Genomic DNA, 15,984 nt, shown 5'->3' on the forward strand with positions numbered 1-15,984 from the left:
CTCGACGCGTCCGTTAGCGATTTCGGTCAAGTCTGGAACATGCGCCCCACCCGCACGCCCCGCGGACTTCTTGCAATGTCCACCGCCACGCTCGGCCGCACGTTGCGGGTCTGGGCGGTACCGGCGCCATTGCTGCGTCTGCTGGCTTTAGTCTACCACTTCGCCAAAGGGGTGGCTGATGTCAGTTTCACGTGGGACCGCCCCTACGTGGTCGACGGCGGCAAGTTCGCTCGCCGCTTCGGTTTCGCCGTGACCCCGTTCGAGATCGGGGTGCCGACGACCGTTCGTGCATCTGTGGAGGCTCGATGACAAGGCGGCGGCCGGAAGTGACAGGACGAGTTAAAACAATGCCGAACTGGAAAATGGCGAGCGCAGGCATCGCGCTGTGCGCCGCGGCGGCGGGCGCGACGCCAGCGACTATACGAACGGATTTGCCGGTACAGACGCTGGCGCGATCACCGATTGACCCTCCGGCAGACCGTATGTTCCGCGGCGCAATCGTGCTCGACGTCGATGCACGTGACGTGGCGCACCGGGTGTTCGTCGTCTACGAGGGTGTGCCGGTGCAGCACGCCGGCGCAATGACGCTGCTCTACCCGCGCTGGGAGGCGGCAAGCCACGGCCCGAGCCTCACCGTCACCGAGCTCGCCGGGCTGGAAGTGTCGGCGAACGGGCGACCGCTCGCGTGGCATCGGGACGAGGTCGAGCCGCACGCCTTTCACCTCGACATTCCTGCGGGTGTACGGACGATCGACGTGCGCTTTCAAATCGTCGCGGACGCCGATCGCCTGTCTGCCGATGTCGTCGCGGTGTCGTGGCAGCACCTGCTGCTGTACTCGGCTGGATGGTACGCGCGAAACGTCATGGTCGCGCCGTCGGTGACGTTGCCGACTGGTCTCAAGGCATTCACATCGCTCGACACTGTTCGTGCGGAGGGAGACAGTCTCCACTTCAGGCCAATCTCATTGGAGCAATTGCTCGATGCACCGGTTCTGGCGGGAGTTCACGCGGTACAGGTACCGCTCGGGCCAAACGGCCCTGGTGCAGTAAGCTTCGACCTGGTCGCGCCACGGGTCGGCGATCTCGCGATCCCGTCCGAGCGCGTCGACGATCTGCGTCGCATGGTAACGCAGGCGCGCGCGGTGTTCGGTGCGCCGCCGTTCGACCGATACGAGGTGCTGGCACGAATGAGCGACGACGGCTCATCCGGCGGAACCGAACATCGCGCCTCGGCCGAGATCAGTATGGCGTCGGCCTATTTTCGCGACTGGGCCGGGCAGCTCAACAACCGTGACATCATCGCGCACGAATTCGTCCACGCGTGGAACGGGCTCTATCGCGTCCCCGCCGACTTGTGGGCGCCGACGCCCAACGTCCCACAAGGCGGTAGCCTGCTGTGGGTTTACGAAGGCCAATCCGAATTCTGGGGGCGCGTACTCGCCGCGCGCGCCGGTCTGCGAAGCCGCGAGGAGACCCTCGACAAGCTTGCGCTCGACGCGGCCGAGGTTGCCAACCGCCCGGGACGCGCATGGCGGCCCCTGTCGGACGATGTGAACTACCCGTCGTTCATGCTCCGGCAGCCGGTTCCGTGGCGCGATTGGCAGCGGCGCAAGGATTATTACCTCGAAGGCGTCATGCTGTGGCTCGACGTCGATGCCATGCTGCGCGCGCAGACCGGCGGGCGGCGCGGCATCGACGACTTCGCGCACGACTTCTTCGCCGGTGCCGGGCCGGGAACGCCAGCCCGTACCTACACCCTTGGCGATGTCAGCGCCGCCTTGAATCGGGTCACACCGTTCGATTGGGGCGGGTTCCTGCAGCGCTGGGTCGACGGGCATGCCGAGGTGAACACATCCGAAGGACTAGAGCGGCTTGGGTGGCGTCTCGCCTATACCGCCCAGCCGACGCTGACATTCCAGCAAAACGAGCAGGAAATCGGCGGGTCGGACCTGTCCTATTCGGTCGGACTGACGGTCGCGGACGACGGCAGGGTCCGCGCGGTTGCGTGGAATGGGCCGGCATTTCGGGTAGGCATGGCTCCGGGGGTTCGGATCAAAGCGATCGGGGGTGCACCATTCACGCGCGGCGCGCTCGACAACGCGGTCCGGAACACACTGACGACGGCGCTGGCACTGACCTGGGAGCAGGATGGACGCTTAGTGACGCGGACGATCGATTATCGCGCCGGGCTGCGATACCCGCGCCTGGAGCGAATTACCGAACGTCCGGACGGACTGGCAGCACTTCTAACGCCGCGGTGAAGGCCGAGCGCGCTAGCGTAAGCGCCGCGCCCTCAGCCTCAGCGCGACCGATTTGGAAGGTCTGCGGATAGGCGCTGTCTTACCCAGGGCCATGCGCTAGCGTCGGTTCGAGTCGGGTCACAGGCGGAGTTACTCCGGTGGTAGTGCCGCAATTCTGCAGGAGCTCGATCCAGCGGATTTTGGCGATGCCGGAGGGGAGCCGTGCCGTGGCGACCGTGAAGACGGTGCCGCCAGATTTGCCGCGGGGCAGGCACCGATCGGTCAAGCGGGTCCGGGAAGCGGTCGGTCACGACACGGCCCGTCAGGTCACGGCAGCGGTGGCCGCTTTCCGGCCCAGGGAGCTGCGCGCTCGATCTGGCCGGCAAGGCGAAATAGCAGCGCCTCGTCCCCATACCGTGCCGTCGCCATAACCCCGATCGGCAACCCGCTCCGGCTCATGCTCAGCGGCAGCGACATCGCTGGCTGACCGGTCTGGTTCGCCAGCGCAGTGAACGGGCTATAGCCGAGCAAAGTGCGCGTCCATTCGGCCAGATCGGGCGGCGACAAGTCTATGCGGCCGAGTTCGATCGGCGGCTGCGCGAATACCGGCGACAGGATGATGTCGTAGGTGGTCTGGAATTCGGCCATGACGATCGCGGCGCGCTGATAGGCTTCGTTTGCCGCAATAAGCTGAAGGGCAGTGGTCTGCTTGCCGATGTGCACCCACATTTGCGGGATCGTCTCGATGTCATCGCCCGCATCATCGCGTCCCAACGCGTGCAGGCGGGCGGCAATGTCGGCAGCGGTGCATGCACCAACGACTGCGGTCATCGCGGCGCCGAGCTCGTCATTCGACAGCGTCGGCGCGGCCTCCTCGACCTGATGGCCGAGGCTTTCGAGCAGCTTTGCCGCATCGAGCGTTGCCGCGAGAACGTCCGGATCGACCGGGCTGCCCGACAGCGGCTCGAGCATCAGTGCGATGCGCAATCGGCCGGGCTCACGCGTGACATTGTTGAGGAAGCCGCCCTCGGGTTCCGGGGCGGTATAACGGCTGCCAGCCTCCATGCCGTGGACGGCGTCGAGTAATGCCGCGCTGTCGCGAACGGTACGGCTGACCGCGTGGTTGACCGTCATGCCGAGCCAGCTTTCGGTAAGGCGCGGACCGACGGGCACGCGGCCGCGTGACGGCTTCAACCCGAACACACCGCATGCCGATGCGGGGCAGCGGATCGAACCCCCGCCATCCGACGCATGCGCAATCGGGACCACCCCCGCCGCGACTGCCACCGCCGCGCCGCCGCTCGAGCCGCCGGCGCTGTGGGCATGATTCCAGGGATTGCGCGTCAGCCCGGTAGCCCTGGACTCAGTGGTCACGGTCAAGCCGAGCTCGGGCGTAGTGGTCTTGCCGAACGTGTTCAGGCCCGCCGCGACGAAGCGCTCGTACAAGGTCGACGAATAAGTCGGCCGATAGTCGCTCCACAGCCGGCTGCCCTCGCCCGAGCGTTCGCCTGCGATATGCATATGCAGGTCCTTGACGAGGAACGGCACGCCAGCGAATGGGCCGCTGAACGATCCGGTAGCGGCGTGCCGCGCTCGATCGAACAACGGCTGCGCAATGAAGTTGAGCGCCGGATTGGTCGCCTCGGCCCGCGCGATGACCGCTTCGAGGAGCTCAGCGGGGCTGGTTTTGCCGTTAGCGATGAGCTCGGCCTGACCCAGCGCATCATGGCTCAACAGGTCGTTCATGATCGGTCCCCAGAACTCTAATGGAAGTGGCTTTGCGCCTGTTTGACTACCGGTAGCGCGATCGATTCGCCGGAGCTAGCTTCTCGCTTGCCGTGGGTGATGGGTCACCCGTCGCCTCTGTGGATGAATATCCGCTTAGAAATCGCACCATGCGAATGACGGCTGCTCGCGATCTTTGCCTAGATGAGTCTGCCGGTCGAAAACCGCTCGAGCGCACGGGAAGAGCGGCTTGGCTCCATCCAAAAGCCGACCCCCGAAAGAAAAGGAGTTAACGCGGATCTTTCCGCGAGCATGTGCCGCAATCTTAATCTGTTACACATACACGTGCTATTGAGTTGAGGGTGTTGCGTAAAGTTGTTGGTAAGTATGATCACTATTGAACCTACCGGACGGCATGCTCTCCAGTCTGATGGCAAGATGTGAGCGTGAGCATATTTGGCTCACTCAGAGTGCGCATCTACGGTGTTGCTGCTTTAGCAGCTTGCACAGCGCTGTTCTTCGGTGTTACTCTCCTGCAAAGCAGTTCGCGGTCTCAGGATGCCTTCGACTGGGTCGGGCACACTCAAGAGGTTATCACGAGCCTCGACGGCATCGAACTCCGGCTAAGCAAGGCGGAGTCAGGTCTGCGCGGATTTCTGTTGACCCGCGACTCAGGCTATCTCGCGGGTTTCGATGTCGAATTAGCAGACGTGAGCGCATCGACTGCCGCGCTGATCTCACTCGTCCGCGATAATTAGGTTCAGGAGGAACGCGCGATCCAACTCGCGCGTGCCGCCGGCGAGAAGGTCGACCTCATGGCGCGCGCGGCGCAACGGACGCGGGCGAATCCGCTGGGCACGAATACCGACGTCGGCGCCCGCCTCCGTGCCAAAGCGTTGATGTCGACAATCGTCCAGCAGATTGCGGCGATGCGGAACGAAGAACGCCGACTTCTCTCTGTTCGAACGTACAATGCCAGGAACGAAGTTCAACAGGCGAGGGCGCTGCTCGTCTATGGCTTCCCAATTCTGGTGCTGCTGATCGGCGGCGTCGCATGGCTCATCCGCACCGGGATATCACGGCCGCTGGCAAACTTGCTCGACGTGGTGACGCGCTTTGGCGCGGGCGACCGGAGTGCTCGCGCGTCCACGATCGTCCGAAGTGTCGAGTTTAGGCGGTTAGCCTCGGCCTACAACGACATGGCGGCTCGGCTGGTGAATGCAATCGACACGCAGGAAGCGCGTCAGCAATCCGTCGAGATGCTGAGCGAAATGGCACAGAGGCTTCAAGCAATCCAGGCTGACGGCGAACTTTCCGTGGTCCTCGGCACGTTTATGCCGCGATTGCTGCCCGGCGTTGCTGGGGCTCTCTATGTGCACAACCACTCACGCAATATGCTTTTTCGAATATCGAGTTGGGGCGATCTGCAATCCTCGCCGGAGATGTTTCCTCCGGGCGATTGCTGGGGGCTGCGGCGTGGAAAGACGCACCTGATCGAGGATCCGGGCGCAGACATCGTCTGCGCTCACGTCGCGTATTGTGCGGCCGAGCGCCGTTGCGAACCAATTCTCGCCGGCGGCGAAGTGTTGGGGCTGATTTATATCGAGGGGCGGATCGAAGGCGAGCAGCGCTTCCGTCTGGATGCGCTTATGGAAAGTGTCGCGCTGGCGCTGGTCAACGACAATTTGCGCTCACGCTTGCGCGAGCAATCGATCCGCGATCCGCTGACCAAGCTGTTCAATCGGCGCTACATGGAAGAAGCCTTGGCGCTTGAATCGGGCCGCGCGGAGCGAAACGGCGCGCCGCTGTCGATCGTCATGTGCGACGTCGATCATTTCAAACGGTTCAACGACGGTCATGGCCATGAGGCCGGAGATATCCTGCTGGCCGCAGTTGCTGGCCTTATCCAGTCGCACTTTCGGACGGGTGACATCGTCTGCCGTTACGGCGGAGAGGAGTTCACCGTAATTGCCCCGGGCGCGTCTTCCACGCTCGTCCAGGAACGTGTGGAGGCGCTCCGCATGGCCGTCCGCGAGCTGACGGTCCTTCATCAGGGCTCCAAGCTTGGCCCCGTGACAATGTCGTTTGGCATCGACACGTGGTCGGCGGGCGGAGACAGGCCGATGAGCACGTTGGTGCTGGAGGCCGACCGGGCTCTGTTCAAAGCCAAGCGGCTCGGTCGCGATCGAATGGAAATCGCGTCATCGGTGACCGAAAGTGGTCGAACCGAGTTGGCATCGCCGCAGATCGTCCGGTTGCAGGCTTCTGGTTGACCTGTCACCTTACCGAAGGCCCATCTTTGGGCTGCCACGAAGCCGTCCGAGTAGCCGTTCGATTGAGCGCCAGACCTACTTCTCGATTGGGGCGTACATCTCGTCTTCGATAAGTGTCGGCGGCAGGATGCCAGCTGCCATTATACGGGCGAAAACGTCCTTCAGTACGAACGGCTTACCCTCCACCTCGGCCTCATGCGAGGCGCGCGCCAAGAGATGATCCAGCTGGATCTTGCCGATGACGTAGCTCGGGCCGTAGCCGGGCTGGCGCAGGTAGAGGAGCTGCTCGAAACCGACGAGCTTGCTCTGCGGGTTCGACCAATGGCGCGGTGTCCACTCGGCGTGGAAGCGCCCGGCGCCGGCAAGGTCGATTTCATTGGCCTGCACATGCAGCGAGGCGAGCCCGCGCGCGGCGCGATTGGCGAGCATGATCCAGACGAGTTCGCGGCCGTGCGGGATGTCGTCGTACAGCCCCGCCTGCATGACGATCTCCTCCATCGCGGTCGCAAAGCCTTCGGAGCGATCGGAGAAGATATTGAACAGCGGCGGCGTCTGCCGGATCCTGCTCGCGCGCGGCTCGAAGCGCAGGCGGGCCAGCTCGATCCAGTGCGTCGAATGTGACAGCAGCGGCAACGGATCGAGCGCAGTCACATTCGCGAAAAAGTTGCGGTCGGGGCCGGGGGCAGCATAGCTACTCGTCTGCGCTGCCATCGCCTTGCGGAAATACGGCTGGTCCGGGACGAGGCCGGTCGCGACGAGAAAGTCGTTGAATTTAGCGGTCTTGGCCTCGGCCATCCGGCGGAAGGCTGCCGCGTCGTCGATCGGCGTAATCGGCGGCAGGTTGCGGTTGCGCACCTCCTCGAGCCGCAGCGAGGTCAGAGCGCGATCGAGTTCGCGCTGGAGGAGCGTCACCTGCTGGTCCCAGGTGTTGAGCGATAGATCGACGTGCGCGACGTACCAGTCGTAATTCGCCTTGCCGACGCCGGAGGGGCCGGTCTTCTTCGGTGCCTCGGCGGCGATCCAGTCGGCGAAGCTGTCGGTGGCGGCCTTCGCGTCGCGCACCGCCTTGCGCAGTGCCGGGCTGGCACCGGCGAGCGACGCGGCTTGCTCGCCCGAAAAGGTCCGCATCTTGAGATCGCCGCGATCGAGCGCGGCGAGCACCTCGCTCTGCTCGCGGAAGGCGCGGTCGCCGTAGCGCCACAGATCGGCGGCGTTGCTGGCGGCGAGGTTGACGCGCGCGGCCGTCAGCGTCGCCGCCACGCCGCCGAGCAGTTCGGTCAGCTTGCGATCGTCCGCGCGCGACAGCGGATAAGTGAACTTGAACAGGTCGATCGCCGGGCTGGCTGACGGCCCTTCGTGTGCGGGAACGTCGCTCTCCTCACCGAACACGGTCTGGTAGAAGCCGGGATCGCGCGCCCATGGCTGCAGCACACGCAAATAGAAATCGAAGCCGTTCATCTCGGCCTCGATCAACCGCCAATCATTGGTGTCGGCGGCAGGCCAGCCGGTGGTCGCGATCGCGTTCAGGCGAGCGCGGAACCGGGGCAGGTCTGCAGCCTTCCGCGCCATCGCCGGAGCACTGTAATCGGGGACGCCGGCGCGAATGTCGGGTTGTACGAAGGCGCGCCAGTCGGTGAAGAGCGTCACGAGGTCGGCGTGCCCAGCGTCCGCTTGGGCGGCAACGGGGGATTGCGCCGGAGCTGCTTGCGAGCAGGTTGCCGACGCGAGTGCGGTAACCGTCATCGCCCAGATCAGCTGTCGCATATCTCGCCTCGTGCCTTGCCCCGTCGAGGCATGCCCGAGATTTCCGAGAAGCAAAAGCGAGGGATAAACGAGCAACCGAAGTCGGGCTGCGGAAGGCCGATCTCAGCGTCGTGCCGACGGCGGCCTTGAGCCCTGGCCGCGCCGCGGTGGCGTCGCCACTCAGCGCTGAGCGGGAACGTGCACCATGTTCCCCACGACCGCGGCGCCGCTCGGCTTCCGTCATAGTGATCGGCTCGTGCTTGGACCGGGCGCTGGGGCGTTAAGTTGACAGAGTTGACGTTTCTGTCGTTGCGAAACCGCGCTCCGGGGCGTCCGTGACACAGGGGGCCCCGCATTGCTTAAGTTGACAGAGTTGACGTTTTCGGACGGTTGAAACCGTCTTCACCTCTTCCGTGAACGTGTCGACTTGCCGTGGGCCAGTAATGAGAAAGAACAAGCGCCGCCCGTGGCGACGGGGGCAGGCTAGTCCAGTGGACGGGGTGTAGGACAGCGGTTTGTGTCGAGGCGCGTGGCGGCTGCTTCCCCCCCAAAGTCGGCTATTCCACTTGGGGGGGCGAATTCCTGATAACCGCCCTCCTCTCGGTTCGTTGGGCCAGTGGTGAGCCGCAGGTGGGAACCCGCGGCTCGCCGATCCGAAGGCTAGGCGGTCGTGTAGCGGACGCCGGTGGCGCGGGCGCGCATTGCCCCGCCGACAAGGCCGAAGCCGGCGATCATCAGCGCCCAGCTGGCCGGCTCGGGCACGGCCGCCGCGATCGAAACGAGCGTCGCCGAGCCTGACAGCCCGTGCTGATAGGTGTTGTCGTAGAGGATCGTAAAATAACCCTCCTCGTTCAATACTGACTGATAGCTGTCGCTGGTGAATTCGGTCGAGAACGAGAACTGCAAGCCCGCCAAGGACGTCAGAAACTGCGCCGGGGTACGGACGACGAAAGGCGGCACGCCCAAGACTTTGTCGTAGTCATTGCCATAACTGAAGTAGGTCTGGAGCTTCTGCTCGGCACCCGACTGGGATTGATCGAAACTGTTCGACACCGTCCACTGCTCTACCGAGGTAAAGTCGGCACCATCGTGGTGGCTGCCGGTGGGACTAAAGGCGAACTGACTGTCCGACGATCCAAAACTGGCCTCGGCGAAGCTACCATTCTGCGGGTTGGTGATGCCCTGGAGCAGACTATCGCGGACGGGATTGCCAAGCATGGAAATCAGCGGGCTGGCGGACTGACCTTCGGAGATCAGAAAGTCGGGAATCTCGAATTGATTGTACCTGAAAGCGAAATCAGCAACCACGATCTGCTGGGTGAAGCTGGTAAAATAGTCGGATTGCGACGAGTTCGTTTGATACGTGCCGTCCTGCTGGAGGTGCCGATCAAAATCCGAGATGCGAGTTACGTTGTAAGCGCTGTGCTGACCCCGCCTTGCTCATGACGGCGTAACCCGCGAGTCCTGCTTGTCCCAGGGGCTGGCGGTGCTGATGCTATGATGATGTCATGTGACGATGCTGGCTCGATGGGCGGTCGTGCGGCGCGGATCGAGGTTTTCACCGGCACGAGGCGGCGTCGGCCATGGTCCGATGATGAGAAGGCGCAGATCGTTGCCGAGAGCTATGCCGGCAACGGCATCACCGTCTGTGACGTGGCGCGTCGGAACGACATCTGCCCCAGCCAGCTGTTCACGTGGCGGCGGCAGCTGCGCCGCCCGGTGGAGCCCGCCGAAGCGCCATTGTTCGTGCCGGCGATCGTCGAGCCTGAAGAGGTTCCATCGCCGCTACCCGCAACATCGGCGGCCAGATCTCCGCGACGACGTCGGTCTGCCCGTCGCGGCAGTATCCCAGCCCCGATCGAGGTGAGCATGGACGGCATTTCGGTGCGGATCGGCCGCGGTGCCGATGCGACCCTGATCGCGGCGGTACTGGATGCGCTGAAGGGCAGCCGTTGACGGCGCCGGGGCCAAGCGGTGCCACCCGCGTGCTGGTCGCCACGCGGCCGGTAGATTTCCGCAAGGGGATGGACGGCCTGGCGGCGCTGGTGACGGCCCAGCTCGGCGGCGATCCCTTCTCCGGCGTCGTCTATGTGTTTCGGGCCAAGAAGGCCGACCGGGTCAAGCTGGTTTGGTGGGACGGCACCGGCCTGTGCCTGATGGCCAAGAAGCTGGAAGCCGGCGCCTTTAGCTGGCCGTCTGTTCATGACGGCGTGATGCGGTTGTCCGCCGCCCAGCTCGCCGCACTCGTGGAAGGTCTGGACTGGCGCCGGGTGCATCAGGCCAGACGCACGAGAGTGCCGCAGATCGCCGGCTAAGCCACTGTGCCTGCGGTAGATTGACTCATATCGGCGGTAGCCCTCGACGCGCGTGCGCGCGCGTGATTCACTACCGCTATCATGCTCGCCGTAGCTGATCTTCCCGACGATCCCAAGGTGCTCCGCGCCATGATCGTCGCCGCCCACGCCGAGACGGCGCGGCTCATGGCGAAGGTGGAGCACGCGACGGCGGAGGTCGCGCGCATTAGCGCCGAAGCTGAGCAGAACGCCGTCGTCCAGGCTGAAGCCGATGCCGAGATCGCTCGGCTGAACAGCATCATTGCCGCCTTCATGCGTCACCGGTTCGGTCCCCGCTCGGAGAAGCTTGACGACGACCAGCTCGAGCTGGTGCTCGAGGATCTCGGCATCGCCCTCGCCAAGGTGGAAGCGAAGCTGGATACGATCAGTTCACCCAACGCGCGCGCCGAGAAGCAGCGCTGTACCAACCGCGGCCAGCTGCCGGCGCATCTTGAACGCGTCGAGCAACTGATCGACGTCGACAGCAAGCAGTGTGCCTGCTGCGGCGGTGATCTCCATGCCATCGGCGAGGATGTGGCCGAACGCCTCGACGTGGTGCCGGCAGCTTTCCGGGTGCTGGTGACCCGCCGTCCGCGTTATGCGTGCCGTGCCTGCGACGGCCAGGTCGTGCAGGCGCCGGCACCGCCGCGGATCGTCGAAGGCGGGCTGCCGACCGACGCGCTGGTCGCGCAGGTGCTGGTCTCCAAGTACGCCGATCATCTGCCGCTCTACCGCCAGGCCCAGATCTACGCCCGTCAGGGCGTCAACCTTGACCGTTCGACATTGGCAGACTGGACCGGCCGCGCCGCCTGGTGGCTGACGCCGCTGCGGGATCACCTGCTTGCTGTCCTGAAGCGGGGACCAAGGCTGTTCGCCGACGAGACGACGGCACCGGTGCTCGATCCAGGACGACGACGCACCAAGACCGGGCAGATCTGGGCCTATGCCCGCGATGATCGACCATGGGGCGGCACCGATCCGCCGGCGGTGGCCTTCATCTACGCGCCCGACCGCAAGTCCGAGCGGCCACTGGCACATCTCGCCGGGTTCAGCGGCATCCTGCAGGTCGATGGCTATGCCGGTTACAACAAGCTCGGCCGCCGCAATGACGTGGCGCTCGCGTTCTGCTGGGCCCATGCGCGCCGCAAGTTCTTCGAGCTCGCCAGGGCCGACGCCTCACCAACGGCCACCGAGGCACTACAGCTGATCAAGGCGCTCTACGCCATCGAGGACGAGATCCGCGGGAAGGACGCCGAAGCCCGTCGCGCTTTGCGGCAAGAGAAGAGCAAGCCGATCGTCGACGCGCTGTTCCGACTGCTCACCGCCCGGCTCCCCCTGGTCAGCGCCAAGAGCAAGCTGGCCGAAGCGATCCGCTACGCTACCTCGCGACGGACCGGCCTGACGCTGTTCGTCGAAGACGGCCGCGTTGAGATGGACAGCAACACCGTCGAGCGGACCATCAGGCCCATTGCCCTTAACCGCAAGAACGCCCTGTTCGCCGGCTCCGACGACGGCGGCGACAACTGGGCCGTCATCGCCAGCCTCATCGAGACCGCCAAGCTCAACGCCGTCGATCCACTCGCCTGGCTCACCGACACCCTCGAGCGCCTTGCCCGCGGACACTCCAGCCAGAACCTCAATCAGCTCATGCCGTGGAACTTCCAAGCCTGAAGGGCCTCGGCACATCGCTTACGTTACGTTCACCTGGAACGTCAGCACCGTGCTTGCGTCCACGGCCTGAGGCGCCCCTAGGCCGAACACACATGCGCACGTCGCTACGATTAGACTCCGCCTCGTCATCATCAACCCTCGTTATTTCTATGAAAATCTTAGAACCCCGTCACGAAAGGAATTCTGCAACCTACCCTTGAGCCGATTTATTCGAACCAGCTCTCAACTGCCCTCTGGAATGGCCATATATAGGCCGGCGACGAATCGCCAGCTTACCAAATGGCCATAAATGTCGATTTCGGCGCTAAACCGCACATATGGGACGTCTGGCGTAGCTCACCGGGATTCTGGGTCATGCGGCTGGTCTCTGTCGCTCGACCCGCCTGGTCGACGACCGCCTCGCGGTGCATCGCGCGATGTGCAACCCGCTCAACAAGAGCACTCTGGTCGAAGTCGCCGCGCGCTACGGCTTTCGTGATCAGGCCGCCCTGTTACGCAGCTTTCGAAAAGCATTCGGGACGACACCGAGCAAGCTGCGTGAACATCAAGCCGTTGCCGAGCCGGTGAAGACCGAGTTTCCACCCGATCAAAATCCGACTTGCCCTCGACAGCATCGATTAGCCGAGCAAGATGGAGCCGATCGCGAGGGCTCGTCGGTCGAGCGTGATGTCGCAAAGCTGTTCGGGGAACTGACTGACGCGTGGCAGGCAGGCGATGCCGACTGGTTCGCCGCGACCTTTGCCGATGACGCGCGATTCATTGCCTTTGACGGCACGGTGCTTCCTGGACCCAAGGAGATTGCCGAGGCCCGGCAAACGTTCGACCGGGCTTGGCACGATCGCGAAACGGTATTCTGACCCGGTAGAACGTCGATATCCCGATGCAATTAGCGCGATTGCTGAGTGCGCATCGTTTCGGGGCCGTCGCTAGCGGCAGCTGACTGAAGCCTTGTCCTGAAAGCCCTCAGACCGCGGCTCCGGCAGGTCAGCGCTGCAGCGACCACCCGCAACGCCGTCTTGCTCGACGGCATTGCGGGTGCTGCGCGTCAGGCAGCGCGGGCAGGGCGGCCCGAGCGGCGGCGCATGCTGGCGCCGACGAAGCCGAAACCGCCGATCATCATCGCCCAGGTCGCCGGCTCGGGAACCGCAGCGGCTGCGGCGGACAGGTCGAACTTATACTCGTTCGCACCGGCGATGATGTCGTCGTAGTGGACGAACACGCCCGATCCGGCGCCGCTGCCGACACCGACATAGACGCCGCCGACGGTCGCGGTGCCGAGATTGTTGCTCGACACCCATTGCGCCAGCGTCTTCTCGTTGTTCTCGTTGCCGGTGCTTTTCAGATAGAAGGTGGAGTCAGCGCTGGTGACGTTCCACGTGCCTTTCGCGGCCGCCGCGCCGTAACCGCCGGCCTGATAGGCCTGCTCGAAGACGAGTTCGTCTTTGACATTGCCCTGCCAGAACACGATGCGAAGCGCCGGACCGTAAAGCGGATTGATCGAGCTCGTCGACATTGAATCGACCTTGTAGCTGAAGCTCAAGTTGGTGAAGTTCGACAACGTGCCGAGATTATTCACGCCACCGTCGGTATTCGGATTGCCGTACAGGCCGAACTCGCCGCCGAGGACAAAGCGGTCACGGTCGCCGTGGGCAGCGACCGAGCCATTGCCGTCGTATGCGTCGCCGGTGATTTCGGCGTTGCCGCCACCGCCGCTTTCGCTCGTGACGTCGCTCCAGCCCTGCATGTTCGCCGGGGTGACGTGAACGACGTTGGTCGCCTGGGCGGCGGTCGCCGAGACGATGCTACCGGCAAGTGCCAGAGTTAGATAAGTCTTCATCGGAACGATCCCCCTTCAAGCTAGCTTCACACGATGCAAGCTGCTGATTCGAGGGCTAATTAACAGATAATTAATCTTGTCTCAAGATTGTTTAGAATTGCACCGATTGTCTGATGGCGTACTGTTGCGAGCACGCACGGCGGTGATTGCGTTCGGCCACGTTCTCCCCGTCCGAGCGGCTCCACCTCGCGCTGGACGGTCCATAGGGTCTGGTCAGAAGCCGCCACCTTGGCGTTAGATGCGGCTCCCGCATGCCCGTCGGACATGCCAGACGTCTGCAAGGGGAACTGTCGTGCCGGTCACCGTCACATACCCGGGGGTCTATGTATCCGAGGTGCCGAGCAGCGCGGCCGGTGTCACGGCTGTGCCGACATCGACGGCGGCGTTCGTCGGCTGGTTTCCGCGCGGTCCGGTGGGGCGCGCCACCCGGATCGACGGCTTGGCCCAATTCGAGGCCGAATTCGGCGGCCTGCACCGGGAGAGCGAGGCGGCCTATGCCGTCCATCAATTCTTCGCGAACGGCGGCGCAGATGCCTGGATCGTCCGCCTGGTCACCGATGCCCAACTTGCCGCGACGGCAATTCCAATACATCCGCCCTCGGATGGCATGACCGCACCCCAGACGATCGATGCCCCGGATCATGCCGGGCGACCGGCTGTCGCCAACGTCGAAGGCGACACCGACGCGAAATTGATCGTCACCGCGGCAAACCCCGGCGGCTCGGGCAACGCGCTTCGCGTCTTCATCGCGATTGATCCGGGCGGAACCTTCAGCCTCGCCGTCAGCGAGACCGCCGACGCGGGGGGCACAACGGTGTCATTGACCCGCGAAGACTATCGCGGGCTGACGCTGACGCCGGGCGCGGTCGGCAACGCCCTCGAAGTGGTCAACGGACGGTCGTCGCTCATATCGCTCTCCGTGGCAGGATCGCCTATCGCCGCGGGGGCGTATCCGGCTGCGACCGGCGGCGATGCGGCGTCGACACCCTTGGAGATTTGGGTCGCGCTGACCGGCGGTGTCGACGGTGCGCTGCCGACGATCGCCGACCTCGACCCCTCCGCCACCCCCGCCGCGCGCGAGCCCGGCTGGCTGGACCAGTTGACGGCCATCGCGTCCGACGATTTCGACTTGCTGTGCATTCCCGACACGATCGATCTGCCGGCCGACGCCGCCAAGATCGTGTTCGACGCCGCGAATGCGTTCTGCATTGCTCGCATGCGATCTACCTGTTCGACATTCCGGCAGCGATGATGACCACGCTCGTTCAGCTGCGCGATCTGCCAGCCGCGATGAAAGCCGCCGGCTTCTCGTCGGGAAGCAGCTTCGGCAGTGCGACCTACGCGCCGACCTTGCAACTGCTGGATCCGCTCGACGGCGGGCGCAGCCGCATCGTCGGTCCGTCGGGAACGATCGCCGGGGTCATCGCACGCACGGACGCTGCGATCGGGGTCTGGAAAGCCCCCGCGGGGATCGAGGCCACCCTGGCCGGCGTTCAAATTTCCCTAAAGGTCGACGACGCCGCCAATGGCCTGCTGAATAGCGCCGGCATCAACGTCCTGCGCAATTTTCCCAATCACCGGCCGCTGTGCTGGGGGGCGCGGACAATGGCCGGGGCCGACGAATTCGGCAGTGATTGGAAGTACATCAGCGTCCGCCGGCTCGTCGACCTCATCGAGCGGTCGCTGTCTCAAAGCCTAAAATGGGTCGTCTTCGAACCCAACGATGCCGCGCTATGGAGCCGGATCCGGATGGAGATCAACGTAGTCCTGCAGGGCCTCTTCGTCGCCGGCGCGTTCAGCGGCGCGACCCCGGGAGCTGCCTTCTTCGTCCAGTGCGACGCAACGACGACCTCGCAGGCCGACGTGCAACAAGGTATCGTCAGGATCGTCGTCGGCGTCGCCCCAACCCGGCCGGCGGAGTTCCTGATCATCCGGATCGAACAGGCCACTGCGCAACCGACTTAGGCACACAGGCCGCCTTCGCTGCCTTAGCATCACCCCGGCAAACCGTTTACGCGAGAGCTAACCGTCGCGGTTCAAGATCCAATCTCCCAAAGTCGTTATCGACGTGACGTTGCATCAATGAAATTGATGCTCGAACAATGGTAAAATCAATTGGTCATCCCCTAAGCGATCGGTTTAACGATTGGTCAGACCAAATT

General features: G+C 64.1%; 14 protein-coding genes. 10 read left to right on the plus strand and 4 right to left on the minus strand.

From position 1 onward, the window contains the following. Positions 1-75 precede the first annotated feature (75 nt). Both KZX46_RS13045 and KZX46_RS13050 read left to right on the plus strand, forming a co-directional pair. Positions 76-309, plus strand: coding sequence for a hypothetical protein (locus KZX46_RS13045; RefSeq protein WP_219774358.1), 234 nt, complete (start codon positions 76-78; stop codon positions 307-309). 38 nt (positions 310-347) lie between these two features. After that, on the plus strand, positions 348-2,261 hold the full coding sequence (locus tag KZX46_RS13050) for a peptidase M61 (protein ID WP_219774359.1): 1,914 nt from the start codon (positions 348-350) through the stop codon (positions 2,259-2,261). A 306-nt stretch (positions 2,262-2,567) separates the two neighbouring features. Here KZX46_RS13050 and KZX46_RS13055 read toward each other — a convergent pair whose 3' ends face one another. Then, a complete protein-coding gene (locus tag KZX46_RS13055) occupies positions 2,568-3,986 on the minus strand; it encodes an amidase (protein ID WP_219774360.1) in 1,419 nt (472 codons plus the stop codon). Positions 3,987-4,411: 425 nt separating this feature from the next. Between KZX46_RS13055 and KZX46_RS13060 the strand changes: the two genes are divergently transcribed. Together KZX46_RS13060 and KZX46_RS13065 are read left to right on the plus strand one after the other, a co-directional pair. After that, positions 4,412-4,723, plus strand: coding sequence for a CHASE3 domain-containing protein (locus KZX46_RS13060; protein ID WP_219774361.1), 312 nt, complete (start codon positions 4,412-4,414; stop codon positions 4,721-4,723). 57 nt (positions 4,724-4,780) lie between these two features. After that, on the plus strand, positions 4,781-6,238 hold the full coding sequence (locus KZX46_RS13065; protein ID WP_219774362.1) for a diguanylate cyclase: 1,458 nt from the start codon (positions 4,781-4,783) through the stop codon (positions 6,236-6,238). Positions 6,239-6,313: 75 nt separating this feature from the next. Here KZX46_RS13065 and KZX46_RS13070 read toward each other — a convergent pair whose 3' ends face one another. Both KZX46_RS13070 and KZX46_RS22925 read right to left on the minus strand, forming a co-directional pair. After that, entirely contained in the window at positions 6,314-8,002 is a 1,689-nt protein-coding gene (locus KZX46_RS13070; RefSeq protein WP_219774363.1) for a DUF885 family protein, read from the minus strand. A 639-nt stretch (positions 8,003-8,641) separates the two neighbouring features. Beyond that, the gene (locus tag KZX46_RS22925; RefSeq protein WP_226895944.1) at positions 8,642-9,199 is read right to left on the minus strand and encodes a PEPxxWA-CTERM sorting domain-containing protein; all 558 of its coding nucleotides are present in this window, start codon (positions 9,197-9,199) and stop codon (positions 8,642-8,644) included. 279 nt (positions 9,200-9,478) lie between these two features. Here KZX46_RS22925 and KZX46_RS13080 point away from each other — a divergent pair, with 279 nt between their 5' ends. The 4 genes from KZX46_RS13080 to KZX46_RS13095 all read left to right on the plus strand — a co-directional run bounded on the left by KZX46_RS13080 (position 9,479) and on the right by KZX46_RS13095 (position 12,842). Next, on the plus strand, positions 9,479-9,937 hold the full coding sequence (locus KZX46_RS13080; protein ID WP_216711671.1) for a transposase: 459 nt from the start codon (positions 9,479-9,481) through the stop codon (positions 9,935-9,937). 29 nt (positions 9,938-9,966) lie between these two features. After that, complete coding sequence (gene tnpB, locus KZX46_RS13085) at positions 9,967-10,296, plus strand: IS66 family insertion sequence element accessory protein TnpB (protein ID WP_226895846.1); 330 nt, start codon at positions 9,967-9,969, stop codon at positions 10,294-10,296. Positions 10,297-10,377: 81 nt separating this feature from the next. Beyond that, the gene (locus tag KZX46_RS13090; RefSeq protein ID WP_219774364.1) at positions 10,378-11,985 is read left to right on the plus strand and encodes an IS66 family transposase; all 1,608 of its coding nucleotides are present in this window, start codon (positions 10,378-10,380) and stop codon (positions 11,983-11,985) included. Positions 11,986-12,401: 416 nt separating this feature from the next. Next, entirely contained in the window at positions 12,402-12,842 is a 441-nt protein-coding gene (locus KZX46_RS13095) for an SgcJ/EcaC family oxidoreductase (RefSeq protein ID WP_219774365.1), read from the plus strand. Between the two features lie 188 nt (positions 12,843-13,030). Here KZX46_RS13095 and KZX46_RS22930 read toward each other — a convergent pair whose 3' ends face one another. Beyond that, the gene (locus KZX46_RS22930) at positions 13,031-13,822 is read right to left on the minus strand and encodes a PEPxxWA-CTERM sorting domain-containing protein (protein WP_226895945.1); all 792 of its coding nucleotides are present in this window, start codon (positions 13,820-13,822) and stop codon (positions 13,031-13,033) included. Between the two features lie 292 nt (positions 13,823-14,114). Here KZX46_RS22930 and KZX46_RS13105 point away from each other — a divergent pair, with 292 nt between their 5' ends. Then, complete coding sequence (locus tag KZX46_RS13105; protein ID WP_219774366.1) at positions 14,115-15,074, plus strand: hypothetical protein; 960 nt, start codon at positions 14,115-14,117, stop codon at positions 15,072-15,074. Next, positions 15,074-15,787 (plus strand): phage tail sheath C-terminal domain-containing protein, encoded by a 714-nt coding sequence (locus tag KZX46_RS13110; protein ID WP_219774367.1) that lies wholly within the window; start codon positions 15,074-15,076, stop codon positions 15,785-15,787. The genes KZX46_RS13105 and KZX46_RS13110 overlap by 1 nt, the downstream gene beginning before the upstream one ends. Positions 15,788-15,984 lie beyond the last annotated feature (197 nt).

It is taken from the genome of Polymorphobacter sp. PAMC 29334 (assembly GCF_019431245.1).
Lineage (GTDB): Bacteria > Pseudomonadota > Alphaproteobacteria > Sphingomonadales > Sphingomonadaceae > Polymorphobacter_B > Polymorphobacter_B megasporae.